Origin of the sequence: Streptomyces yunnanensis (genome assembly GCF_029011865.1) — a bacterium.
Classification (GTDB): domain Bacteria; phylum Actinomycetota; class Actinomycetes; order Streptomycetales; family Streptomycetaceae; genus Streptomyces; species Streptomyces yunnanensis.
Map to the genome: position 1 here is coordinate 8035215 of NZ_CP095749.1, position 23730 is coordinate 8058944.

Here is a 23730-nt window from a genome sequence, read left to right on the forward strand (position 1 = left end):
AGTGCTGGCGGCGAGCGAGGACGGGGAGTGCGCGGTGGTGGAGCAGCGCCGTGAGGCGGAGCACGACGACGGGGTACTGACCCGGATCGGCCAGGCGATCATGCTGCACCGCGCCGGCGACCGCGAGGAGGCCCGCAACCGCCTCGCCGCGCTGTGGCACGAGATCGGGCCGCGCGGCGACGCCTTCCACCGCTGCGCCCTCGCGCACTACATGGCCGACACCCAGGACGACCCCCGGGACGCACTGGACTGGGACCTGCGCGCCCTGGAGGAGGCGGAGGGCTTCGTCACCGAGCGGCCCGTGCGGACCGGGGCAGCGGGCGAAGCGGGCGGCCCGGGCGGCCCGGGCCCCCGCCACCCCCTCGCCGCGCTGCGGGCGTTCTTCCCCGCGCTCCACCTCAACCTCGCCGCCGACTACGCCGGACTCGACCGGCCGGCCGACGCCCGCGCCCAGCTCCGGCGGGCCCGCGCCTCGGTCCGCGCCCTGGCCGACGGCGAGTACCGCCGCCGCCTCACGGAGGCGATCCAGCGGCTGGAGCTGCGCATCGAGGGCGCGACCGGGACGTCCCGATAGCAGGCTCGGCCCGGTACGGGACCTCAGCCGCGCAGCATCCCGTCGAGGAGTTCCGCGCACGAGGTGCGCAGCGCGTCCCGGGTGGGCACCGCGGCGTGGAACTGCCCCGCGACGCAGGAGAACAGCACCCCGTCGCACCAGGCCACCAGGGCCAGCGCCTGCCGCTCCGGCGCGGGGGAGCCGGCCGCCGCCAGCAGCGCCTGGACCGGCTCCCGGAAGGCGCGGCCGGCCCGGTCGTACACCTCCCGCAGCTCCGGCCGGCGGGTGGCCTCCAGCGCCAGCTCGTAACGGGCGATCAGCAGCCCGCGGTGGTGCGACAGATAGCGGTGCAGGGCGAGCGCGAGCGCGTCCGCGAGGGCCGCCGGGGCGGCGGCTTCCGGGTCCGCGACGCCCGGCATCTCCCGTGGTGCCAGCACCGCCGCCTCGCGTTCGGCCAGCCGCGTCACCGCCGCTGCCAGCAGCGCCGCCCGGGTCCGCGCGAGGTTCGAGGTGGAGCCCTGCGGCAGCCCGGCCGCCTCGTCGACGGCGCGGTGTGTCAGCCCTCGCATCCCGCGCTCCGCGAGCAGGTCCAGGGCGGTGTCGGCGATCAGCCGGTGCCGGGGGATCGGGGGCGGGGAAGCGGTGGTCGTGCGGGCGTTCATGCAGGTGAGCCTAGCGGGACGGGCCAGGGCTGACTACGGCCGTAGTGCGGTGCCGGACCGCGGCGCCGGACCGCGGCCGTGGTGCGTCGCCCGCCCGTTCAACTACAGGTGTAGTCTCTGAGGCATTCGGAACTACAGGTGTAGTCACACCGGGGGACGCGCGGCCCTGCGCCGCACGCGTCGTCACCCGGCAGAGGGAGGGAGGCGGCGCCATGCCGCAGCGCACCGCGCTCGTGATCGGCGGCGGGATCGGCGGGCTCACCGCAGCGGTGGCCCTGGACCGGCGGGGCTGGCGGGTGACCGTCCTGGAACGGGCCGCCGCCCTGGAACCGGTGGGCGCCGGCATCGGACTGGCCCCCAACGCGCAGCGCGCACTGGACACCCTGGACGTGGGCGACGCGGTCCGCGCCATGGCCTCCTGGCAGCTGGCCGGCGAGATCCGCCGCCCCGACGGACGACTGCTGGCCCGCACGGACAACGCCGCGGCCGTGCGGCGGTACGGCGGCCCGGTGGTGCTCGCCCACCGCGCCGACGTGATCGCCCTGCTCGCCGGCCGGCTGCCCGGCGACGCGGTCCGCACCGGCGCCCCGGCCGCCCTCGTGGACCCCGGCGATCCGCTGCGCGAGGACCGGCCCGCCCGGGTGCGGACCACCGGCCCGGACGGCGCCCCGCAGGAGCTGACCGCCGACCTCGTCGTCGCCGCCGACGGCATCCGCTCCGCCACCCGCCGGGCGCTCTTCCCCGCCCACCCCGCGCCCCGCTACGCCGGCTTCACCGCCTGGCGCTTCGTGGTGTCCGCCGCCGACGCCGCCGGGCTCGCCGACCCCGGCACCGCACACGAGACCTGGGGACCCGGCGGCCTGTGGGGCACCCTGCCGCTGCACGACGGGCGGATCTACGCGTACGCCACCGCGGCCGTCCCGCCCGGCGGCGACCGGGCCGGCGGCGACCGACGGGCCGAACTGCAGCGCCGCTTCGGGCACTGGCACCGGCCCGTCCCGCAGCTGTTGGCCGCCGCCGACCCGGCCGCCGTGCTCCGCAACGACGTGTACGCCGCGGCGGCCCCACCGCCCGCCTTCCACCGCGGTCGGGTCGCGCTGCTCGGCGACGCGGTGCACCCGATGACGCCCAACCTCGGCCAGGGCGGCTGCCAGGCCGTCGAGGACGCCGTCGTCCTCGCCCACGAGGCCGGCCCGGACGCGCCGCTGGCCGCCGCGCTCGCCGCGTACACCCGGCAGCGGCTGCCCCGCACCATGGCCGTGGTCCGCCGGTCCGGACGCATCGGCCGGCTCTCCACCTGGCGGTCCCGGCCCGCCTGCGCCCTGCGCGGCGCCCTGGTCGCGGCCACCGCCCGCCTGGCGCCCGACCTCGCGCTGCGCGGCCTGGACGGGATCGCCGACTGGCGGCCGCCGGGCGCCCCGTAAGCTGCGGGGACCGGTTGCCCGAAGATCCCCAGGGCCTGGGCACCGGGACCGCGGAACCAAGGGAGACATCGCGTGAAGGTCGGCTGCATCGGACTCGGAGACATCGCACGGAAGGCGTACCTCCCCGTACTCGGCACGCTGCCCGGCATCGAGCTGCACCTCCAGACCCGCAATCCGGCGGCCCTGCAACAGGCCGGTGACGCCTACCGGCTGACCGGGCGGCAGCTCCACTCCGACCTGGACGCGCTGCTCGCCGCCGGCCCGGATGCCGTCTTCGTGCACGCCGCGACGATCGCCCACCCGGAGCTCGTGACCCGGTTGATCGAGGCCGGGGTGCCGACCTACGTGGACAAGCCGATCGCCTACGAGCTCGCCGACACCCGGCGGATCGTCGACCTCGCCGAACAGCGCGGGGTGGGCCTGGCCGTCGGCTTCAACCGCCGCTTCGCCCCCGGATACGCCGAGTGCCGGGAGCACCCCCGCGAGCTGATCCTGCTCCAGAAGAACCGCACCGGGATGCCCGAGGACCCCCGCACGCTGGTCCTCGACGACTTCATCCACGTCGTCGACACGCTGCGCTTCCTCGCGCCCGGGGAGATCGAGCACATCGACGTCCGGGCCCGGATCCGGGACGGGCTGATGGACCAGGTGGTGCTCCAGCTGTCCGGCGACGGGTTCACCGCCCTCGGCACCATGAACCGCCGCAGCGGCTCCGCCGAGGAGGTGCTGGACGTGTCTGGCCAGGACGCCCGGCGCCAGGTCGTCAACCTCGCCGAGGTCGTCGACCACCAGGGGCGGCCGAGCGTCCGGCGCCGCGGCGACTGGGAACCGGTGGCCCGTCAGCGCGGCATCGAGCAGATCGTGCTGGCCTTCCTGGACGGCGTCCGGGCCGGGCGCGTGTCGTCGGCCCGGGACGCGCTGCGCACGCACGAGCTGTGCGAACGCGTGATCACCGACGCCCTCGCACAGGCCGCCGCCCGGGGCTAGGGCGCTTCTGACGGATCTCCGCGGCGTCGCGGCGTCTGGCACGCACGCTCGCTGCGTTGCCGACATGTCCCCATAGCTCCGCTATGAAGACATCCCGGCGCCTTGCGATCGCACGCACCAGGCGCCGCTCCTTCCTCCACGGAGATCCGTCAGAAGCGCCTAGCACCGACGCCCCCGGAGCGACCGGCGCCGCGCCGCCGTCCACCGGCCCGCACCACCGCGACCAGACCGTGGGCGAGCAGTGCGGCGACCGCCCCGTACAGGGCCCAGTCGCCCCACCGGGTGTACGGGCTGGTGCCCCGGGCCAGCGGCAGGTCGTAGACGGCCGCCGCGCTGCGGTCGGTGCCCAGCCGCTCGCCGATCCGCTCGCCCCGCGGGCCGTACACCGCGCTGACCCCGGTGAGCGTGGCGTGCACCATCGGGCGCCAGGTCTCCGCGGCGCGCAGTGCCCCCAGCGAGGCGTGCTGGGCCGGCGCCCAGCTGTCCTGGAACGTCGCCGTCGAGGACTGGGCGACCAGCACCTGCGCCCCGTCCGCGGCCAGATGGCGGCTCATGTCCGGGAAGGCCGTCTCGAAGCACACCAGCGGCCCGACCCGCAGTCCGGCCGCGGCGGGCACCGGCATCACCACCTGGTGGGTGCCGCGCCGCCGGTCGCTGGTGGCGGCCTTGCCCACCTTCGTCGCCCAGCCCAGCACGGACCGGGCCGGTATGTACTCGCCGAACGGCACCAGCCGCATCTTGGCGTACCGGTCCCCGGTCAGGCCCTGCGGGCCGATGAGCACCGCGCTCTTGGAGATGCCGGTCCTGCCGGAGTCCGGCGCGTCGGCGTTCACCAGCAGGTCGGCGCCGGTGCGCCGGGACAGCGCGGCCAGCCGGGCGGCGAGCGCCGGGTGGTCCGCCGGGTCCTGGTAGAGGCTGCTCTCGCCCCAGACGACCAGGCGCACCCCGCGGCCCGCCAGCGCGCCGGTGAGCGCCTCGCTGCGGGCCAGCCGCTGGGTGGGCGTGCCGTCGGGGCCGGGCTGGACGACCGCGATCCGGACCGTCCCGGCGGGCCGGGGGAGCGGTGCCCACAGCCAGACCGCGGTGCCGGCCAGCGCGCACACCAGCAGACCGGCGACGGCGGGCCGCCGGGCGGCCGGGACGGCGAGCAGCCCCGCCAGCGCGGTGTTCACCGCCACGATGAGCAGGCTCACCAGCCACACCCCGCCGAGCGAGGCCAGGCGCAGCGCGGGCGGTACCTGCCACTGGCTGGCGCCCAGCAGTCCCCAGGGCCCGCCCAAGTACTCCCAGGACCGGACCAGTTCGACCATCAGCCAGCCGGACGGCAGCAGTACCAGTGCGGCGGCGGCCCGCCCCGGGCCGGGCGCCCCGCCCAGCAGCGCCCGCACCAGCATCCCCCAGGGTGCCCACAGCGCACCGAGTAGCAGCGCCAGCACCAGGATGAAGACGTGCAGGCTCGGCAGCAGCCAGTGGTGCACCGCCAGCATGAACCCGGCACCGCCCAGCCAGCCGTACAGCGCCGCCCGTCGAGCGGTCGGTGCCGCGCGCAGCAACAGCAGCCACGGCACCAGCGCGACATAGGCCAGCCACCACCACGAGGGCTCAGGGAAGGCGAGGGCGGGCAGCGCGCCGGCGAGCGCGGCGGCCGGACCGCGCATCCAGAGGGAGCCGGCCCCTCGCGTCCGGTGGCCGAGCGGTATGTCCATACGGGCTCCCTGTCGCCGTGCCTGCCCCAGCGTGTGCCGCTGTGTCCCGTCGATATCTCTTGCCACGCTCAAGGGTTGTCAGCCCTCCCGGGCTCCCGCCACTTCTCGTGCACCCGGACCGCCGCTCCCGTGAGGCGCACGCCGGGGCCCCCGCCCAAGGGGACGGGGGCCCGTCGCCGGCCGGGTGGCGGGCGTCGTCAGTTCACCAGCGAGGGTGCGGTGGACAGCTCCGGGGTGTCGCCCGGCGCGGCGCCGGCGGCCACCGCGTCCACCGCCTCCGTCACGTCCACCGTGTCTGTCACGTCCGCCGGGGCCGGGCTGTCCGCCGCCCCGGACGGTCCGCCGGCGAACTGGGTCCGGTACAGCTCGGCGTACCGGCCGTCGGCCGCCAGCAGCGTCTCGTGCGTTCCCCGCTCGACGATCCGCCCGCCCTCGACGACCAGGATCAGGTCGGCGGCCCGCACGGTCGACAGCCGGTGGGCGATCACCAGCGCGGTCCGCCCGTCCAGCGCCTCGGTGAGCGCCTCCTGGACGGCCGCCTCCGAGGTGTTGTCCAGGTGGGCGGTGGCCTCGTCCAGGATCACCACCCGGGGGTGGGCCAGCAGCAGCCGGGCGATGGTCAGCCGCTGCCGCTCGCCGCCGGAGAGCCGGTAGCCGCGCTCGCCGACGACGGTGTCCAGGCCGTCGGGCAGCGAGGCGATCAACGCGTCCAGGCGGGCCCGGCGCAGCGCGTCCCACAGCTCCTCCTCGGCCGCCTCGGGGTTGGCCAGCAGCAGGTTCTCCCGGATGGACTCGTGGAAGAGGTGACCGTCCTGGGTGACCATGCCCAGGGCGTCGCGCAGCGAGGAGGCGGTCAGGTCCCGGACGTCCACCCCGCCCAGCCGCACCGCGCCGGAGTCCGCGTCGTACAGCCGCGGCAGCAGCTGGGCGATGGTCGACTTGCCGGCGCCCGAGGAGCCGACCAGGGCCACCATCTGGCCCGGCTCGGCGCGGAAGGAGACGTCGTGCAGGACCTCCTCGCCGCCCCGGGTGTCGAGCGTGGCGACCTCCTCCAGGGAGGCCAGCGACACCTTGTCGGCGGACGGGTAGCCGAAGCGCACCGCGTCGAACTCCACCGACACCGGGCCGGTGGGCACCGGACGGGCGTCCGGCCGCTCGGTGATCAGCGGCTTGAGGTCCAGCACCTCGAAGACCCGCTCGAAGCTGACGAGCGCGCTCATCACCTCGATGTGGGCGCCGGACAGCGCGGTCAGCGGGGCGTAGAGCCGGGTGAGCAGCAGGGCCAGCGAGACGATCGCGCCCGGCTCCAGCTGCCCGCGCAGCGCCAGGAACCCGCCCAGCCCGTAGACCACGGCCAGCGCCAGCGCGGAGACCAGGGTGAGCGCGGTGACGAAGTACGTCTGCACCATCGCCGAGCGGACGCCGATGTCGCGCACCCGGCGGGCCCGGGCGGCGAACTCCGCGGACTCCCGCGCCGGGCGGCCCATCAGCTTCACGAGGGTGGCGCCGGGCGCGGAGAACCGCTCGGTCATCTGGGTGCCCATCGCGGCGTTGTGGTCGGCGCCCTCCCGGCGCAGCGCCGCCAGCCGTCGGCCGACCAGCCGGGCGGGCAGCACGAACACCGGCAGCAGCACCAGGGCGATCAGCGTGATCTGCCACGAGAGGCTGAGCATCACGCCGAGCGTGAGCAGCAGGGTGACGATGTTGCTGACCACTCCGGACAGGGTGTCGCTGAACGCCCGCTGGGCGCCGATCACATCGTTGTTGAGCCGGCTGACCAGCGCTCCGGTGCGGGTGCGGGTGAAGAAGGCGATCGGCATCCGCTGGACGTGGTCGTAGACGGTGGTGCGCAGGTCGAGGATGAGCCCCTCGCCGATGCCCGCCGACAGCCGGCGGGTCAGCAGCCCCAGCCCCGCCTCGGCGACGGCGATCGCCGCGATCAGCCCGGACAGGCCCAGGACCAGTCCGGGCGAGGTGCGGCCGACGATCGCGTCCACCACGCGTCCGGCGAGCAGCGGGGTGGCCACCGCGAGCAGCGCGGTGACGGTGCTCAGCACCAGGAACCACACCAGCATCCGGCGGTGCGGGCGGGCGAAGGCCGCGATCCGGCGCAGCGTGCCCCGGGAGAGGCGGCGCTTGCCCTGTTGTGCGGTCATCGTGCTGTGCAGCGAATGCCAGGCGGTGACTTCCATGTCCATCGCGGCCTCCTGATTGCCGGGTCGTCACGGGATCGCCGTGCGTGACCGGCGACATGAAAGAACCTAGAACCTAAACCAATCTTGAGGTCAAGGGATTCCCGCACCGTCACCCCGTGGGGCTACCCGCACCGCGCCCCGTTCGCCCCACCGGGCCGCCGCGACGATGGCCGCATCCGCGCCCTGCCGATCCGCGACGCCCGCGCCCTGCGCCGTCCGGCTTTCGTCAAGTCCCCCAACGACAAGGGCATCCGGGCCATGGTCTACGCCGACGGCTCGCGGCTGCCCGGCCCCGACGCGGTCGATCCCGGCACCGTCGTCCTGGTCTCCGGCATCGTCGCCTTCAGCGTCGAGCACCGGCTGTACGTCCTGGACGGCGAGGTCCGCACCGGCGGCCGGTACGCCGAGGACGGCCGCCTCGCCCCCGGGCCGCTCGATCCCGACGCGGCGGCCTTCGGCGCCGAACTCCTCGCCCGTCACGGCTCGACGCTGCCCTCCGCGATCGTCGTCGACGTCGGCCGCACCGACGGCCGTTGGGCGGTCGTCGAGGCCAACGCGGCCTGGGCGAGCGGGTGTTACGCCGCCGACCCTGAGGCGTCACTGGACACCGTCCTGCGGGCCGCCGGGCCGCCGGGCCGCCGGACCACGGCCCCGGCTGGCCTCGCGCGACCTGCCGTTTTTCGTCCGCCGCGCCGGGTGAGACGACCTACGGCTGGAGGGGCCCCTCCCAGACCACCGGCGCGGCCGGGCCGTCGTCCTCGCCCTCCCCCTCACCGGTCACCGTCAGTCGCACGCCCTCCCGGCCGTCGGCCAGCGTGACCGTGGCGTCCACCACGACCTGGGCCGAGGTCGCCGTCCGGGCCACCTCCGCCAACGCCCGCCCCACCGCGGCGACCAGCGCCCGGGCGCACTCCGCGCCGACCCGCGCGTCCACCGGCCCGACGAAGTGCACCGACGGCCGGGTGCCCAGCACCGCGGTGGCCGCGCCGGCCTCCCGCAGGATCCGGGTGCGCGGCCCGGCCGGCGCCTCCGGCGGCCCCTGCTGGAGCGCGATGATCGCGGTGCGGATCTCCTGGATCGTCGCGTCCAACTCGTCCACCGCCCGCCCCACGTCCCCCTTGACCTCCGGGAGGACGGCCGTGCGCTGGGCGCTCTCCAGCAGCATCCCGGTGGCGAACAGCCGCTGGATCACCAGGTCGTGCAGATCGCGGGCGATCCGGTCCCGGTCCTCGTAGACCGCGAGCCGCTCCCGGTCGCGGTGGCGGTCGGCCAGCACGAGCGCCAGCGCCGCCTGGGACGCGAACTGGGTGCCCAGGGTCCGCTCCAGATGCGTGAAGCGGGTGTCGCCGCTGGCCCGGCACAGGGCCAGCGCGCCCAACACCCGGCCGCCGCTGTGCAACGGCAACAGCATCGTCGGCCCGTAGTGGCGCGACAGCGGGGAGATCGAGCGCGGGTCCCCGGCGAAGTCGTCGGAGAAGACCGCCAGCCCGGCGAGGATCTGGTGCAGGACCGGGCTCTCCGGCGGGATCGTGCCGCCGTACGTCTCCGCCCGCACCGACTCGGGCAGCACCGTGGAGATCGCCACCACCTCCATGGCGCCGTCGGCCTGCGGCAGCAGCACCGCCCCGGTCGCCGCCTCGGCCAGCTCCCGGCCCTTCTCGGCCACCACCGTCAGCGCGTGCTCCGTGGCGGAGCCGGTCTCCGGGCCGGCCAGCAGCGCCGTGGTCACCGACGCCGCCCCGTCGATCCAGCGCCGGCGCTGCCGGGCCGCGGCGTGCATCCGGGCGTTGCCCATCGCGATCCCGGCCTCGGTGGCCAGCACCCGCACCAGATGCAGATCCACCTCGCTGAACCGCCCCGCCTCCGCACCGGGCGCCGCACCCTGACCGGCCGCCGCGCCGTCCGGCTGCCCGGCCAGGAAGAGGCTCCCGAACAGCTCGCCCCGCACCTTGATCGGCACCCGGAGGGCGAACGGGGCGGCCGGCCGGCCCTCGGGCGGGGTGCCGTGGGTGATCAGGTCGCGCAGCCCGTCGCCGTCCTCGTCCAGCACCTCCACGGCCGCATAGCGGGCGCCGGTCAGCGATGCGGCGGTCTCGGCGATCCGGTGCAGCACCCGGTGCACGTCGAGGTCGGAGCCGATGGCGACCATCGCCTCCAGCAGCTGCGGCAGCCGGGTCAGCGGGCCGCCGGCCAGATGCCGCAGGCTCTGCGCGGTCCGCTCGGCGAGCACCGCCGCCGAGCCCTCGACCCCGGCACCTTCGTGCGGGTCGGCGGGTTCGGAGAACGGCGGCGAATGCGGCATGGAGACGACTTCTGAGCTGGTGCGGCAGGGTGCAGAAACGATACGGCTCCGACCAGTCTAAATCGCCCGGAAGGGCGACATCGGGGCGCTTACGGTCCCACCCGGGCCGGAGCGGTGCCGCAACCCCGACCTGGCCCTGGACGCCGCGGATCAGGCCGGCAGCGCCGCCTCGATCGCCGCGACCAGCTCCGCCGCCTCGGGCTCCGTCCGCGGCCGGAAGCGGCCGGCCACCGCGCCGGTGTGGTCGATCAGGAACTTCTCGGGTTTCTTCTCCGATGAACACCGCCCCTACGACGGCCGACACGGCTCCGGAAGCCTAGCGTCGCGCAGGCACCTTGGCTTCCGGCAGCCGAGGAAGGAGACAGCGAAGCGCCCTCGCGGATTGAATCCGTCGGGGGCGCTGCTTGTTCCTGGCCGTGTACGAGGGCTACTCGACGAGTTCGATCTCGATTGCGAGAGCGCCGAGGGCTTCCTTTTCCGGCGGGTAGATGTTCCTGATGTTGGCAAGCTGCTGCTCGCGGCTCGCCGTTGGGTTGACGCTGCTGGGCCCCTCGCTGTCGAGCAGGGCCTCGAAGTTCGGGTACTCCGTGACGCGCTTCACCGCGGCGTCGACCGTTTCCTCGGTGCCCTTGATCCGGAATCGGATCACGTCGCCCGCGTGGAGATCGGCGAGGCGCGGGTACTTGACCCGGACCTCAATCGTCTTCTCTCCGGCGGCGACGAGATCGAAGTACCGGCGGTACAGGTTCAGCTCGTGGAGGCGAGCGGCGGTTTCCGTCATGGGGCGGGAACGCTCCTAGCTGCTGGTGCGGTCATCATCCGGCTGAGTTCGCCGGCGGAGTACGAACGGAAGAAGTGGCGAGGGTCGGAAAGAACGACCTCGGCCATGTGGAGCAGTCGGTCGACGTACTCGGGTAGCGATCCGGGCCACTCCCGAGTGTCGAGCATCCAAGGGGCGGCGCCCTCGGGCAAGGCCGCGCGCCCTTCCCTGATGAGGGACTTGGACAGCTTCGCGCCGGTGTCGCTGAGGATCATCGGGCAGAACAAGCGCGCGGGCAACGGCCCGCAGGTAAATCCGGTGGCCTGTAAGGCGCCTACAGCACCGTCGACTAGCTGACAGCCGAACACCCAGTCGCCACCCTTGACCATCACGTACAGGGTGTCGGTCGCGCCGGCAGCGGCGAGTTCCTTGATCAGGTTGCGGTAGAGCGTGGCAAGGTCGAGGTACTCCTTGCCGGCCGGATCGATGGTGACGTCGTACGTGCCGTGGTGCAGGCAGACAGCCGAAACGGTCGCCTGTTCCGCGCTGATGTGTTGGACACGGGTGCGCTCGGCATGTTTCTCGGCCCAGCCGCAATCTGGCTGTGGGCACGGGACCCGGATGTGCGCCACCCCCGAGGACGGCGCGAGCCACCAGCGTGCGGCGTCCATGTGGGGCAGCACTCGCAGCCACGTACGGCGGAAGTGCTCGCCGGCCTGCTGTTGGCTGTACGTCTCGACGGTGTACGGGACATGCAGCCGCTCGGACAGGGCGGCGAACAGGGGGCGATACAGCTTGTCGACCAGGCCGACGATCCCCTGTTCGCCGAAGGCGTGCACGTAGGCTCGCTGGTAGCGGTGGCCGGTCCCGTGGTCGGTGACGACGGCGTACGGCGCGTTATCGAGGGCGCCGAACTGGACTTCGGCTGGTACGCCGAACTTGTCCCGGATGCGGGCGGCGGCGGCGAAAGTGAGGGATTGCACGAGAGAAGTGCCAATGTGCGGGGCCCCGTTGATCTGTGTCCCTACGACGAACACGACCCGTTCGGGCGCGGCGGCGAGGACTCGGGGCGTGAGCACGTCCTCGGCATGGCTGAGAGCGTTTGCGAGGACCGTGTTTGGCGATACGGGGTACATGGTCACCTTGTCTTCCCCTCCGTAGATGAGCGGGACGGTGCCGCGGAGCGGCAGGTGTGCCGCGACCAGTGCGGGGCCGGGCCGGATTCTCAAGGCCGACTGATCCGAGGACGGGCCTTGTACGCTCGATCCCGGCGAGTCGGCCCGGGGCCTGTCCCACTTCGGGACGGCCCGTTCCTGGTGGTTACGATTCGGTGTTCCGAGGGCGCAACGGAAAGTGGTTGCGTACCAACTGTTGCCATTCGTCGAATGGTTCGAGGCCCATTTCAGCGCGTCGTTCGTCGAGGCGGTCGGGGTCCTCAACTCCGTATGGCTCGATGCTGTCGACGTCGAGGGCGAAGGCCGTTCCGTAAAGCTGTGGACGGTTGTACCGAACTCGGACACGGTCGGTTAGGAACGCCAGTTGCCGTCGGGTGGCCTCGCCCGCGACTACGGCCTCCTGAAGGAGTTCGAGTGCCTCCTCTTGAAAGGTGACGTCATCGGAGTGGTGGGCGAGCCACCAGGCCGCATCGGCGCCGTTCTCGCCGGCAAGCGTGTGGCCAGGCCAGCCATACACGGCAACGATCAGCTTGAGAGTTTCGGTACCCCTGTCCTCGGCCCAGGCGAGGCGGGCAAACGACTCGTCATCGTCGCGGAGATCCGCATGCTCGCGCGCCTCTTGGTGCCTCCGCTTGAGGTCGAGCAACGCGCGGGCGATTTCTGGATGAGTGGGGCCAGGGGCGCTCATGGTGCCGTCTCCTGAGTGGGCGAGGGATGGCCGGCCGCGGTGGTGAGGTTTAGGCAGCACCACACGACCTTGGTGCCGTGGTCGGTGATGTCCACGCCCCATGCGTCGGCGAGCAGGTCGAGGAGCACCAGCCCGCGGCCGTGTTCGTCGCCGGTTTGGGGTCGGTGGCGCAGTGGAACCTCAGGCGAAGCGTCGCCCACGGCGACGATCACCTCGTTGTGGGTCATGCGCACGGTGACCGTGAAACTGGGGCTACGGGTGTGCTGAACGGCGTTAGTGACGACTTCGCTCACCAGCAGTCGAACGTCATGCAACCGATGCGCCAACCCGGACCGGCGCAACGTCTGCAAGGCATCGTTTCGAGCGACCCGGACGTGCGCGGGCGTACTTTTGTAAGCGGCGTGCATGAGTGGAAGGCCGCGTTCGTGCTTCCTGCGATCCACGGCGGGAAGCGGCAGCGGTTGAGAGGGACCGTCGGCAGCAGGTCTTGCCGTGGAGCCCAGAGCCGGCGCTGCCGGAAGTTCAACGATGGGTGGCGGCATACCTCAAGCCAAGCTGAGCCGTTGCTTCGATGGATCAGCCAGCAGGGAAGCCATTTTGTGGGCCAGTATGTAGGCCAGAAACGATTGCGGGAGCGGCCGGTGCGTAACGAGGAAGGCATCGAAGAACTGCTGCGGCGCTTACGTTCTGAGAGCGGCGAGACTCAGGCGGAGATCGCGAAGCGGTGCGGAGAGATTGAGGTGACCTGCACAAAGAGCGCGCAGGACATCAGCCGTTACGAGAACGGCAAGCGCATGCCGACGCCGTTCACACGTTCGGTTCTTGCCCAGGTCTTCGGCGTTGACGTTGCACTCCTCGACTCGGCCACACGCGTTAGCCGGGCTCGTAGGCGCGCCGCCCGCAGGGTGGATTCACGTCATACCGTTGACAGTGACGATCCCCTGTTCGTGGGGGATGCCGACCGACGGGAGGACGACCCAGTGAGACGGCGAAAGTTCATGGGCGCCGCCGCAGTGGGGGCGGGGATCGCGGCCGAACCTTGGGGCCGACTTGCCCACGCCCTGAGCGGTAGGGGCAGAGCCGACTCAACGACCAGTCAGGCCATGGCGGAACGCTCGGCCTACTTCTTCGAAGCCGAGACTGTCATGCCAGCAAGCAAGTTGTACGAGCGTCTGGTCGGGCATGTTGACACCCTGTCTTGGCTGATCAGCTCGTCGACGCAACAGGGGAGAGCGCTTACCGCGACCGCGGGGGAGGCTGCTGCCCTGGCGGGGTGGGTGGCTTACGACCTCGGGAACACCGAACATGCCGCCCACTTCTACGGAGTGGCGAGGGACGCTGCCAAGGAAGCGGAACAACAGCCCGTAACCGCCCTCGTTATGGCCTACGAGAGCTACGCCATGGACGATCCACGACAGGCTGCTGAACTGTTGGCCGCTGCTCAATATCACGTGCGAGGCAAGGGGTGTGCGACGGCACGTGCTTGGATCGCCGCACGGGAAGCGGAGGAGCGAGCGAGTGCCGGCGACTACGACGGGGCCCTGCGGGCCATCGATCGAGCGCACGCTGTCTTCGACTACGCTCAACCAGAGGCGGAACAACCGTGGGTGCGCTTCTTCTCGCGGGCTCGGCTCGACAGCATGACGGTGGCTACCTACGCGAGGATGAACCATCCCGAGTTGGCTGAGGTGAGTCGGGCCGCGCTCGACGCGCTTACGCCCGAAGATGCGAAGGTGCGCGCGGTCATCCTTGGCGACGTTGCGACGGCATACGTCCTACAGGGGCAGATCGAGAGAGGCGTCGAGGTGGCTCGCCTCGCACTCAAGGTCACACAGCGGGCCGAGGCAACTCTGGGTCGACAGAGGCTTGTTGCGCTCGCCGCGCAGTTGCCGGCCGGAAACAACACGGCGCGGCAACTGCACGACGAACTACGGGTCTCGTTGGCCTGATCAGCTTGCGGTCTCAGCACGCAACCAGGACAGGTACTCGTTACTGCCGCCCGTGATCGGGGTCGCGATGATCTCCGGTGTGTCGTAGGTGTGCACGGCCTTGATGTGCTTCTCCAGATCGGCGTACCGGGCGGCGGTCGTCTTGTAGAGAACGCGCCATTCGGCGTCCGTCTCGATGTTTCCCTGCCACTGATACACGCTTTTGATCGGTCCGTCGATCTGCGCGCACGCGGCGAGGCGTGCCTCGACAGCGGTAGCGGCAAGGTTCTGTGCGCGCTCTTCGCTGTCCGTGGTGGTCAGTACAGCGAGGAATTCGGCGTCGGCCACGGTGCCCCCTCATATCGGCATGGTCGCCGCCGACCGTATCGCAGAACGCAAAGGGCGCCCCGCCACCGGCCTAGGGCCGGCGGCGGGGCGTGGCTGGTCAGCGGGCTGCGGTGGCTTGCCAGACGGTCATGAACAGGCCGACGACGCCGACCAGGGCGGCGATGCTGGTCAGCGGCCACCGTCGGCGTTCGACGGCGTCGAGCCGGTTGTCGAGGTCGGCGAGGCGTCGGTCGGTTTGGTCGGAGCGTTGGACGACGAGGGCGAGGGCGCCGTCGACGCGGGCGAACCCGGCCTCGACGGCGCCGCGGAGCCGTTCGAGTTCGAGGGCGACGTCGCCGGGGTCGTGGTCGGTCACACGTCACCTCCGGTGTCCTTGGTGTGGCCGGGCGGCGCGGTGCGCAGCCAGCCGGGGAGTAGCGCCTGCACGCCGGGCAGAGCCATCACGCGGGCCAGGCCACCGGCGACGGCGAGGGATCCGGCGACCCAGGGCAGGGATGCGGGGATGCCGGAGGCGTCGACGATGGCGGGGAGTAGTACGGCGAGGGCGACGGTGGTCTGCACGACGGTGCGGATGGTGCGCCGGGTGGCGTCGGTCATGGGGGTGTACCTCGTTCTAGAGATGGGGGCAGGGGCCCGTCCGCCGTGTGCGGACGGGCCGGGGGGGATCAGACCTTGGGGACCTTGAGGGCGTCCCACTGGCGGCGGCCGGGCCAGCCGTCGCAGTACGCGGGCGCGTCGCCGAGGTGCTGCTGCCACTTGCGGAACGACTCGCGGTCGGCGGTGGTCCACTGGGGGCCGGGCCCGTCGGAGTAGGCCGAGCAGCCCACTTCGACCAGGCGGCGGCCCATGGCGGTCACGATCGGCGACCGCGGGTAGGACTTGAAGAAGCCGTCCCCGGGGAACGGCTCGTACCGCGGGGCCGGGGCCGGCTTGCCGGGCATCGTGAGGGACTGGCCGGGCTTGATCGTGTACGGCTCCCGCAGGCCGTTCGCTGCTGCGATTTCCTTCCACGGCACGCCGTGCGCCCGGCCGATCGCCGACAGGGTGTCGCCGGCCTTGACCGTGTACGAGCTGCTGCTGCCGCCGTGGTTCAGGCGGCGGTCGATGCGCTCGCGCATCGTGTCCATGCTGAAGCCGCGGGGGTCGATCTTGGTGTTCGTCCACTCCTTGTGGCCGATCACAGACGCGGCTGACCAGCCGTAGGCACGGCACAGGGCGGCGCCTACGCGCTCGATCGCGTCGAGCTGCGCCTCGGGCCACGGGTCCGAACCGTTGCCGAGGTTGACGCACTCGAACCCGTAGAAGTGGGTGTTGCCGTCGGCGTTGTTGGCGATGGTGGCCGGTAGGGCGCGCTCGGCGACCACGGCGTTCAGCACGCCAGCATCGCCGCGGCCGGCGTGGTTGGCGCGGCCGGAGCTGATCAGGTAGACGTCGCCGTTCTTGGCGATCACGCCATGGCACAGCGGGCCGGGCAGCTCTGCGTATCCGTCGTAGCACAGGCGCACCGATGCATCGGTGCCGCTGCTCACGGTGTGGTGGATCATCACGCCGTTGACCGGGCCGAACGGTCCCTTGTGGTTGCGGTTGTGGGAGCGCCAGTTGCCGTATTCGATGACGTTGACGCCCTCGGCGCGCAGCGCGGCGAGCAGACGGTCGGCGGTCAGGGGGGGTGCCATGGGATCTCCAGAGATGAGGAAACGCCCGGCGCGGTGCGCTCGGGCGTGTGGTGCGAGGGTCGGGGTGGGAGGTCAGATGGGGGTGGTGGTCTCGCTGATCAGGGAGCCGATGATGCTGTACCCGCGGTGGGTGGGCAGGGCTGCGGCGAAGGCCGCGGCGGCGGCCTTGAGCGCGGCCTCGTTCTCCTGAGGCGTCAGGTAGACACTGCCGCCCGGCGCCCACGTCATGATGGGAATGTTGTGCCGGATGACGGTCCGGCGGGGGTCCCGCCCTTCTATGCCGTACGTGACGGCGACTTCGGCACGGACGATCTCAGCCATGGGTGTAGTCCTTACTGGTGGGTGTGTGGTCAGGCCAGGGCAAGGGCCATGATCGGAATGTCGTGGTCGGTGAGCACGCCCGCCTCGGCCTGGTTGAGCTTGGCGGGGGTGTTGGTCTGGCCGTTGAGGTACCAGGCGCGGGCGAAGGGGGTACCGAAAAACCAGTTGGCGGCGGCGACGGGGGATTCGTTCTGCACGTGGAAGAACGCGTAATCCGAGGTGCTGCCCGTGGTCAGGACCCATGTCACCCAGTACCGGCCGGGCGCGAGGGTCACTGTTGACGGCATGGCGATCGGCGTTGCCCCGATGTGGTTGTTGATCATCTGGGGTGGGCTGCCGGCCGTCTGCCCGGCCATGTCGAGACTGACCGGCGCCGCGGTGCCGGTGACCTTCGTCCCGTCCTCGCGATAGATGCCCGCCGCGAACAGATCGGCTGGGACACCTCCATAGCCGCGGGCGAACATGATCACCCTGTTGACCTGCGTTGGCTCCGTGATGTTGATGCCACACACGTAAAGCCGCTGCGGTGCAAGGAACTTGGCCACGGGATTAGCGACCGTGTACGGGTCACACGTCCACGCCTGGAAACCGAGTGCCTGTGGGGACCATGTGTTGCGGGCGCCGGTAGCCGGCGGGAGCTGCGTGGCGGGTACGCGCCCGTCGGCGTCGAGGCTGGCGACCCCGCCGGCGGCGCCGCGGGTGCTGGTGGCCAGCGCGCCGACATCGCCCGCGGTGAGCTGCACGGCCCCGGTCTTGCCGTTGACCGACGCGACCGCACCGGTAGTGGAGGGGAGTTGGGTGGTGGGGACGCGGCCTGCGTCGTCGAGCTGGGCGACGCCGCCCGGGGCGCCGGCCGCGGCGGCGGGGACTGCTCCGACGTCGGCCGCGGTGAGCGTGACCTCGGCGGCTGAGCGGCCGTTGACGGACTGCACCCGGCCGTCAGCCCCTGGGGTGCCCTGCTCGCCGCGTGCGCCCTGGGGGCCTGGCTCGCCCTGGGGACCGGCCGGCCCCCGCGTTCCTTCCTGTCCGCGGGGGCCGACCAAGGATGCGAGCCAATCCGGCCGGGTGCCCTCAAACCCTTCCGCTTTGGCCACTTCATACGCGGAAGCGCCGTGCACCGGAACGTAGTTGGGCTTGGTGGGGTCGGTGGGGGCGATGTCGGCGAGGTCGACCTCGGGAGCCTCGGCGGGCAGCAGGACTTGATACGAGCGGCCGGCCGGGATGCCCGAGAGGGACTCGGTCACGGTGTACGACCAGCCGTCGGGGATCATGCCGGGCGCGTCGGTGGCGGGCAGGGTCGCACTGATCTGCCCTTGTGCGTCGAGCTGCGCGGTGACGGGTCCGCCGAGGATGACGTCGGCGGCCGGGAACGTGAGCTGCGCCGGCGCGCGGAAAACGACGCTGCCGGACAGCGGGCGGCCGTCAGGCGAGAGGAATCGCCCGGTGACGGTGACGGTGGGAATGGACTTGGGTAGCACATTTCTCCTCAGAGCATGCGTCAGGACGTCGGAACTTGATTTGGACCGTGAAGGGACCCCAGCCCAGTTCACTCGAATAGACCGGTCGGGATGCCGCCGCCAAGAATCTGTGAAAAACAGGGATCATGACCGAGCAGAATGAAGAAGGTTTCGATTCCACGCCATCATTCGACGCGTGTTTCGTTGATCCGCGGAGCCCGGGCGACCTGTACCTGTTCAAGGGCGGCCGAGTCCTCCAGGTTGACTCTGGGAGCAACAAACGACGGATGCAGGCCCCGATGGAGATCTCCCAATGGAGGTCGGCCTACCCGTTCCAGTCCGGTATCGACGCGTGTTTCGTTGATCCGCGGAGCCCCGGTGACCTGTACTTGTTCAAGGGCAGCAAGGTGAGCAAGGTTGACTCCGGTGGCAACAAGCAGCGGGAAGCGCCCATGGAGATCTCCAGCTGGCGCAGCAACTACCCGTTCCAGTCCGGTATCGACGCGTGTTTCGTTGATCCGCGCAGCCCGGGCGACCTGTACCTGTTCAAGGGCGACATGGTGAGCAAGGTCGACTCTGGTGGGAACAAGATGCGGGAAGCGCCGACCAAAATCGAAGAGTGGCGTCCGGCCTATCCATTCGACAAGGACATCGACGCGTGCTTCGTCGACCTCCGCAGTCCGGGCGACCTGTACATGTTCAAGGGTAATCACGTCTGTCTCGTCGATTCGGGCGGCGACAAGGTTCGCAAGGGACGGCAGACGATCGCCTCCTGGCGCTCCGAGTACCTTGCCTTCCGAGTGACTGTTGGCGCGTAGAGCAAAAAGCACCCAATGCCGGAGGAGTGGCGAGCCCGCAAGGAGACTCGGCGAGCCACCCTCCGGCAAGCAGGCGTACTCAGACGCTGTTACTTGGCTTCCTTCGGAGTGGCAGTGTTGGATCCCCACATGCCCTGGCACCACGCAACCGCGGTGCCGGTGCCGGCGGTGCGGCGGGCCTGGATGAGCAGGGCGGCGGTGTCGCCGCGGGAAAGGCCGTGCGCGCTGGGGGTGATGCGCTGCGAGGTGAAGACCTCTTTGCCGGTGGCGGTGAGGGTGTCGCCGAGCTGGGTGAGGTTGCCGCCGCGGTTGAGCATGAGGCGGGCCTCGGCGGTGGTGCCGGCCGGCGCGTAGATCGACCACTGTGCGGCGAGCACGGCGTGTTGGGTCCAGATGGTTCCGGCGTGGGTGGTGGTCCAGTCGGAGGCGGTGACGGTGGCGCTGGGGGCGAGGGGGATGGGCACCCACGGGCGGCCGAGGTACCCGTCGGCGTACCCGTCATCCATCACGATCGGGGACGGGTACCCGCCGCGGGCGAACAGCCGGACCATTTGGGCGGCCGTGGTGTCGTTGCCGCCGACTTCCAGGGCGACGCCGGTCCCGTCCTCGCGGGCCATGCTCACGCCGTAGCGGCCGGTGGCGAACTGGCCCACCCCGAGCACCTGCGTGCCGCCGGGGGCGCGGACGTCGAGGCTGCCGCCCTCGCCGATCACTACGGCCCCGTGCGTGATCCGGTTCAGGGCGGGCCGGGTCTGGGCGCGGCCGGCAAGTTCACGCACCTGCCGCTCAAGGGCGCGGATGCGGTCGAGGAGGTCGAGGGGGACAGCGGCCATTTAGGGCGCCTCCAGGAGGAGTTTCGCGGTTTCGGGTCGGCCGCGCTCTGGCGGCGTGATGGCCATGCCGACGACGCGGTACCGCTCGTCGAGGCCGTCGGGCCACCACAGATCGCGTATGCGCAGGCGGATGGTGGTGCCGAGCATGGCGGGGGAGAGGGGCGCGCGGCCCATGTGCACGGTGATCTCGGGAATGGTGAGCGGGGCGCGGGCGGCGTCCCAGTCGGCCCGCGCGTGCGCGTCCAGCGTCGGTTTCTCGACCACGGTGGAGTAGTCCGAGGTGCCATCCAGGCGGGGCCAGCCGGCCGCGAGGGCGCCCTCGTCCACAAGCAGATCAGACAGCAGCGGAACGGATTCGGCGGCCTGGTTGGCGTTGTCGCTGGCGCCGCGGGACTGCCAGACGTTCGCCTGCCCGGTGGCGTCCACGGGCCAGGCGTAGGACATGACCGGGCCCGGATGGTCGAGGACGACATCGCTCGCACCGGTCCGGATCACCGGTGATCCAAGCTGCAAGCGTTTGACGCGTCGGCCGTTTTCGGGGTCCCGGAAGGCGGCTATGCGCCACTCGAACCCGCCCTGAACTTTGCCGAGTTGGTCGATGAGGTCGCGCAGCGAGGGAACGTCGTACCGGCTGTAGACGCGATCACGTGCCATGCCGGACGTCTCGGTGCCGTACTCGATGCCGATATCGCCGCCGGCGGCCTGCTGCGCGTAGTCGATCAACTGCCGCACGATGTCGAACTGTTCAACCTGCCGGGCCTCGACGGTGTCGAACAGGCGGCGGTGATCGAGGTAGCTGTCGAAGGTGCCTGCCTGTACCTGCATGGACAGAACGCCGCGGTCGGTGGACTGCATGGAGGCGGTCCACACGATCCCGCCCCACCAGATTTCCCGCCCTCGCTCGATCCACAGTGCCGTGCGGCCCGGGGTGACGGCGGCGCGGACGCGGCGGGCAACGGCGGCGTTGGGGACGGGGATGGTGCCCGATGCCGTGCCGGTCTTGCCGAGATAGTCGTCGAAACTCACCCCTTGCAGAGGCAGGACGTCGAGCAATTGGTCGGTGCGGAGATCACACAGCAGGACTCGGTACGTGTTATCGATGGCCACGGTCCTCCCTCGGGGCTGTTGTAGGACGGCGAGCACTGGCCGATCAGCCTTCGTCCGAATAGGGGATCTTTTCGGAGTGCACGATCAGAAGGATTGCTTTGGGCATATGTATAGGTCGGATGCACTTCGGCTTGCACTGTCACCTCAGGCGGCCTCAGATTCCAGCTCTCGTTTCATAACACGACGGAGGTAGTCATGACCGCAGAAATCACCAACGCCTTTGAAGGCGTGACGCGAGCAGTCTCGGCAACCAATGAGGCTTCCCTTCTGGCGCACACGGCAATGGCTCTTGAAGACTCATCCCAGGCTGAAAAGGCGGGACGTCCCCAGTTCTCGCCAGGGAAAGCGTCCGAAGCCCCTAGTTTTCAGATTCCGGCACACTTCGCGCCGAGGTCCGAAAAGGGAAACCTTCCGAAGGAAGCGGCAAGCCTCATTGAAGCCTTCGGGAGGAGCCATGAGACGCTCCTCAAGGAAAACGAAAACGAAGTCGCCAATCTCGCGCGTCAGAGGGAGAGCGAAAAGCTCACAGGGGAACAGTTTGGCAAGAAATTGCGGGATCTCGCAAATAGGAACGTCGCCGAATATGGTAAGCGACAAGAGAAGCTCTCGGATGACCTGATTCAGATTGGCAATGCGCGCCCGGAGACGCAAAATGCAATTGTCATGGCGTACGAGAAAGTGAGCAATTTCTTCAATCAGGTATGGAGTAAAGTGGCCGATTTCTTCAGTGGCTTGATTAATCGGTTCCTCGAATACTTCCAGAAGGTAAAGCAGTTCTTCCAAGATCTCACCAGGGGAATCGAGAGCGTGTATTCAATGGCATGAGGTATGCCAGCGGTAGGCGGTGCAATGCGGCAACCCTCACCATGTTGATCAGTCGGTCCACCAGGAACAGCCGAAGGCCAGCCACGTAGAGATGGGCCGTTGAAAGGCGGCGGTGATCGTTCCTCGGCCGCTGATCTCTCCGCGGACGACGCCGGCCGGGTAGGTGCTGGTGACGTCGCAGCCGAGCAGCACCTCGGCGTATGAGGTGGGCGACTGGGACGGCCGATAGGCGGCAGGCAGGGTCAGGCCCGGCAGTGGTTGTCCGTCGGCGGGGATGGGGCCGGCGGTGCATGTGATGCGCCCGCGCAGGTGGACCTGTGTGCCGGTCTTGCGGATCTGGAAGGGGTAGGCGTTGGCGGAGAACCGCTGATAGCCGGTGGGCAGGGGTAGGTCGATCCATCCGGTGTCGGCCGGGTACGGCTGCCACGCTCCGGCCGAGGCGTTCCAGCGTTCCAGGCTGGTGCCGGTGTCGCGGTACTGCCCGTCGTGAGCGCCGGGGAAGTTCAGGCCCCAGCCGCGGGGGATGATCCCGCCGTACGCGGCGGTGTAGCGGCGTCGGTCGGCCAGGGCGGAGCCCCAGGTGATCCCGCCGGTGCCGGCGGACGTGCCGGCTGGGACGGTCACCTCCCACAGCCGCAGCGCGGCCGGCGGCAGCGCGGGAGCGGTCGGGGTAGCCGAAGGCGCGCCCTGGATGACCTCGACGGCGACGGCGGTCTGCTCGCTGGTGTCATACAGCCCATCGCGGACCCGCAGCACGACAGCGTCGATGCGGCCGTACTGCGCGTCGCCGTCGGCCAGCGTCAGCGTCTCCGGCGAGGTCACCGCGACCGGGTAGGCGCCCTGTGGGGTGGTGCCTTGGACTAGGGCGCGGCCGGTGCCGATCTGGAGCTGCATGGGGCCGACGCCGGCCGCGGAGAGGGGATTTCCGCCGGCGATCACCCCATCGCGGGAGGCGAGTTCGCTGGTGGGGACCATGGCGCCGAGCGGCGCGAGGCGGGTGTCTTCACGGGTCTGCCCAGTGGGCAGCAGCCATGCGGCGCGCACGGTCACAGGGGGTGCTCCTTACCAGTAGGCCGAGCGCCACCGCAGGATCGCGGTAGCGCGCGGGTCGGTGAATCCAGGGGCGGCGCGAAACGCCCACGACGTCACGCCGGGCGGCAGGGTAAGGGTCTGCTCGGGGATCGAGCGGGCGGTCGCGTCGCTCAGTCGTGAGGTGGTGCCGTTGAGCGTGACGGTGCCGGCCGCGGTGTCGACGAGCAGCTCGTCGCCGTCGGCGAGGGCGAGGTCGTACTCGATCACGTCGCCAGTCAGAAGGTTGGTGAGACTGGGCCGGTCGACCGGCCCCCGGAACGTGATGATCGGGTGTGTGTCGGTGGTGCCCTCGTTGGTGGCGGTGGTGGTGCCGGTCGAGCCAGGCGCCCCGAAGTCCAGCGGCCAGCCCAACCGTTCGGGGCCGGGGTCGAGGTGCCAGTCGAGGCCAGGCTCGGCGGCCGGCAGCCGGATCTCGGCGCGCTGCTCGATCAGGCTGTAGCGGCGGGGGTCGCTGGCCTCGAATTGAATCGCCCCACCGCTCGCGACGCCGATGCGGTATCCGGTGTCGACGGGTATGGAGTGCCGCAGGCACCGGGCGTAGGCAAGCAGCGGCGGGGCGTCGTCGAGGCGTACTACGAACGGCAGTTCGTCGTCGCGGAGCGCCAGGTGCGCGCCCAAGGCCCGTACTGCCGTTGTCATTGCGCCGGGCGGGGTGCGCAGCACGACACCGTCGACCGTGATCGTGCGGGGCTGTGCCAGCAGCCGGCCGGGGATCGCCCCGTGTGCGCCGGACCGTGGCACGGTGCCGGAGTCGACGCCGGGGGAGTCCTCCCAGCCGGCGAGCTTTTGCCAGCGCACGGCCGTGCCGGGCCCGAGCAGCAGCTCGCCGTACTGGAGGTGTCCGGGGAGGGTGACCAGATCACCAGCGGACAT

The 23730-nt window shown here is 71.0% G+C and carries 24 protein-coding genes and 2 pseudogenes; 7 read left to right on the plus strand and 19 right to left on the minus strand.

The annotated features are described in order from the left end of the window. The first annotated feature begins 4 nt into the window (after positions 1 to 4). Positions 5 to 574 carry a hypothetical protein gene (locus tag MOV08_RS35020; RefSeq protein ID WP_275311999.1) on the plus strand — a complete coding sequence of 190 codons (570 nt, stop codon included), beginning with the start codon at positions 5 to 7 and terminating at the stop codon, positions 572 to 574. Positions 575 to 597: 23 nt separating this feature from the next. On the opposite strand, the gene MOV08_RS35025 is transcribed toward MOV08_RS35020, so the two are convergent. Continuing rightward, positions 598 to 1215 carry a TetR/AcrR family transcriptional regulator gene (locus MOV08_RS35025; RefSeq protein WP_275310270.1) on the minus strand — a complete coding sequence of 206 codons (618 nt, stop codon included), beginning with the start codon at positions 1213 to 1215 and terminating at the stop codon, positions 598 to 600. Positions 1216 to 1427: 212 nt separating this feature from the next. On the opposite strand from MOV08_RS35025, the gene MOV08_RS35030 reads away from it, so the two are divergent. Together MOV08_RS35030 and MOV08_RS35035 are read left to right on the plus strand one after the other, a co-directional pair. Further along, the gene (locus MOV08_RS35030; RefSeq protein ID WP_275310271.1) at positions 1428 to 2639 is read left to right on the plus strand and encodes an FAD-dependent monooxygenase; all 1212 of its coding nucleotides are present in this window, start codon (positions 1428 to 1430) and stop codon (positions 2637 to 2639) included. A gap of 72 nt (positions 2640 to 2711) precedes the next feature. After that, on the plus strand, positions 2712 to 3626 hold the full coding sequence (locus MOV08_RS35035; RefSeq protein WP_275310272.1) for a Gfo/Idh/MocA family protein: 915 nt from the start codon (positions 2712 to 2714) through the stop codon (positions 3624 to 3626). Positions 3627 to 3775: 149 nt separating this feature from the next. Here MOV08_RS35035 and lnt read toward each other — a convergent pair whose 3' ends face one another. Together lnt and MOV08_RS35045 are read right to left on the minus strand one after the other, a co-directional pair. Next, positions 3776 to 5332, minus strand: coding sequence for an apolipoprotein N-acyltransferase (gene lnt, locus MOV08_RS35040; RefSeq protein WP_275310273.1), 1557 nt, complete (start codon positions 5330 to 5332; stop codon positions 3776 to 3778). A 197-nt stretch (positions 5333 to 5529) separates the two neighbouring features. Next, positions 5530 to 7530, minus strand: coding sequence for an ABC transporter ATP-binding protein (locus tag MOV08_RS35045; RefSeq protein WP_275310274.1), 2001 nt, complete (start codon positions 7528 to 7530; stop codon positions 5530 to 5532). A gap of 171 nt (positions 7531 to 7701) precedes the next feature. Here MOV08_RS35045 and MOV08_RS35050 point away from each other — a divergent pair. After that, positions 7702 to 8157: pseudogene (locus MOV08_RS35050) on the plus strand (ATP-grasp domain-containing protein); the annotation flags it as partial. 76 nt (positions 8158 to 8233) lie between these two features. On the opposite strand, the gene MOV08_RS35055 reads toward MOV08_RS35050, so the two are convergent. From MOV08_RS35055 to MOV08_RS35080, 6 genes and pseudogenes are all read right to left on the minus strand, one after another. Then, entirely contained in the window at positions 8234 to 9829 is a 1596-nt protein-coding gene (locus MOV08_RS35055; RefSeq protein WP_275310275.1) for a GAF domain-containing sensor histidine kinase, read from the minus strand. Positions 9830 to 9979: 150 nt separating this feature from the next. After that, positions 9980 to 10090: pseudogene (locus MOV08_RS35060) on the minus strand (glutathione peroxidase); the annotation flags it as partial. A gap of 166 nt (positions 10091 to 10256) precedes the next feature. Next, positions 10257 to 10610, minus strand: a complete 354-nt coding sequence (locus MOV08_RS35065; protein WP_039638339.1) for an ASCH domain-containing protein — start codon at positions 10608 to 10610, stop codon at positions 10257 to 10259. Continuing rightward, complete coding sequence (locus MOV08_RS35070; protein ID WP_275310276.1) at positions 10607 to 11731, minus strand: hypothetical protein; 1125 nt, start codon at positions 11729 to 11731, stop codon at positions 10607 to 10609. The genes MOV08_RS35065 and MOV08_RS35070 overlap by 4 nt, the downstream gene beginning before the upstream one ends. A 178-nt stretch (positions 11732 to 11909) precedes the next feature. Continuing rightward, the gene (locus MOV08_RS35075) at positions 11910 to 12452 is read right to left on the minus strand and encodes a DUF6624 domain-containing protein (RefSeq protein ID WP_275310277.1); all 543 of its coding nucleotides are present in this window, start codon (positions 12450 to 12452) and stop codon (positions 11910 to 11912) included. Continuing rightward, the gene (locus MOV08_RS35080; protein WP_275310278.1) at positions 12449 to 12802 is read right to left on the minus strand and encodes an ATP-binding protein; all 354 of its coding nucleotides are present in this window, start codon (positions 12800 to 12802) and stop codon (positions 12449 to 12451) included. The genes MOV08_RS35075 and MOV08_RS35080 overlap by 4 nt, the downstream gene beginning before the upstream one ends. Between MOV08_RS35080 and MOV08_RS35085 the strand changes: the two genes are divergently transcribed. After that, entirely contained in the window at positions 12713 to 14401 is a 1689-nt protein-coding gene (locus MOV08_RS35085) for a helix-turn-helix domain-containing protein (RefSeq protein WP_275310279.1), read from the plus strand. The two genes, MOV08_RS35080 and MOV08_RS35085, sit on opposite strands and share 90 nt — an antisense overlap. Here the strand turns inward: MOV08_RS35085 and cutA are convergent, their stop codons facing one another. From cutA to MOV08_RS35115, 6 genes are all read right to left on the minus strand, one after another. Then, the gene (gene cutA, locus MOV08_RS35090; protein WP_039638343.1) at positions 14402 to 14728 is read right to left on the minus strand and encodes a divalent-cation tolerance protein CutA; all 327 of its coding nucleotides are present in this window, start codon (positions 14726 to 14728) and stop codon (positions 14402 to 14404) included. It lies immediately after the preceding gene. 97 nt (positions 14729 to 14825) lie between these two features. Then, positions 14826 to 15083 (minus strand): hypothetical protein, encoded by a 258-nt coding sequence (locus MOV08_RS35095; protein ID WP_275310280.1) that lies wholly within the window; start codon positions 15081 to 15083, stop codon positions 14826 to 14828. Continuing rightward, positions 15080 to 15325 carry a hypothetical protein gene (locus MOV08_RS35100; protein ID WP_275310281.1) on the minus strand — a complete coding sequence of 82 codons (246 nt, stop codon included), beginning with the start codon at positions 15323 to 15325 and terminating at the stop codon, positions 15080 to 15082. The genes MOV08_RS35095 and MOV08_RS35100 overlap by 4 nt, the downstream gene beginning before the upstream one ends. 68 nt (positions 15326 to 15393) lie before the next feature. Continuing rightward, entirely contained in the window at positions 15394 to 16404 is a 1011-nt protein-coding gene (locus MOV08_RS35105) for a peptidoglycan-binding protein (RefSeq protein ID WP_275310282.1), read from the minus strand. A 72-nt stretch (positions 16405 to 16476) separates the two neighbouring features. Continuing rightward, positions 16477 to 16725, minus strand: coding sequence for a hypothetical protein (locus MOV08_RS35110; RefSeq protein WP_275310283.1), 249 nt, complete (start codon positions 16723 to 16725; stop codon positions 16477 to 16479). 29 nt (positions 16726 to 16754) lie between these two features. Further along, entirely contained in the window at positions 16755 to 18203 is a 1449-nt protein-coding gene (locus MOV08_RS35115; RefSeq protein ID WP_275310284.1) for a hypothetical protein, read from the minus strand. Between the two features lie 125 nt (positions 18204 to 18328). Here MOV08_RS35115 and MOV08_RS35120 point away from each other — a divergent pair, with 125 nt between their 5' ends. Then, the gene (locus MOV08_RS35120) at positions 18329 to 19000 is read left to right on the plus strand and encodes a hypothetical protein (RefSeq protein ID WP_275310285.1); all 672 of its coding nucleotides are present in this window, start codon (positions 18329 to 18331) and stop codon (positions 18998 to 19000) included. Positions 19001 to 19089: 89 nt separating this feature from the next. Here MOV08_RS35120 and MOV08_RS35125 read toward each other — a convergent pair whose 3' ends face one another. Beyond that, on the minus strand, positions 19090 to 19833 hold the full coding sequence (locus tag MOV08_RS35125) for a hypothetical protein (RefSeq protein ID WP_275310286.1): 744 nt from the start codon (positions 19831 to 19833) through the stop codon (positions 19090 to 19092). Next, entirely contained in the window at positions 19834 to 20934 is a 1101-nt protein-coding gene (locus MOV08_RS35130) for a hypothetical protein (RefSeq protein WP_275312000.1), read from the minus strand. It abuts the gene before it with no gap. Positions 20935 to 21135: 201 nt separating this feature from the next. Here MOV08_RS35130 and MOV08_RS35135 point away from each other — a divergent pair, with 201 nt between their 5' ends. After that, positions 21136 to 21765: a hypothetical protein gene (locus MOV08_RS35135; RefSeq protein WP_275310287.1), complete on the plus strand. Its 630-nt coding sequence runs from the start codon at positions 21136 to 21138 to the stop codon at positions 21763 to 21765. Between the two features lie 48 nt (positions 21766 to 21813). Here the strand turns inward: MOV08_RS35135 and MOV08_RS35140 are convergent, their stop codons facing one another. Together MOV08_RS35140 and MOV08_RS35145 are read right to left on the minus strand one after the other, a co-directional pair. Beyond that, complete coding sequence (locus MOV08_RS35140) at positions 21814 to 22815, minus strand: hypothetical protein (protein WP_275310288.1); 1002 nt, start codon at positions 22813 to 22815, stop codon at positions 21814 to 21816. A 12-nt stretch (positions 22816 to 22827) separates the two neighbouring features. After that, positions 22828 to 23730, minus strand: coding sequence for a phage distal tail protein (locus MOV08_RS35145; RefSeq protein ID WP_275310289.1), 903 nt, complete (start codon positions 23728 to 23730; stop codon positions 22828 to 22830).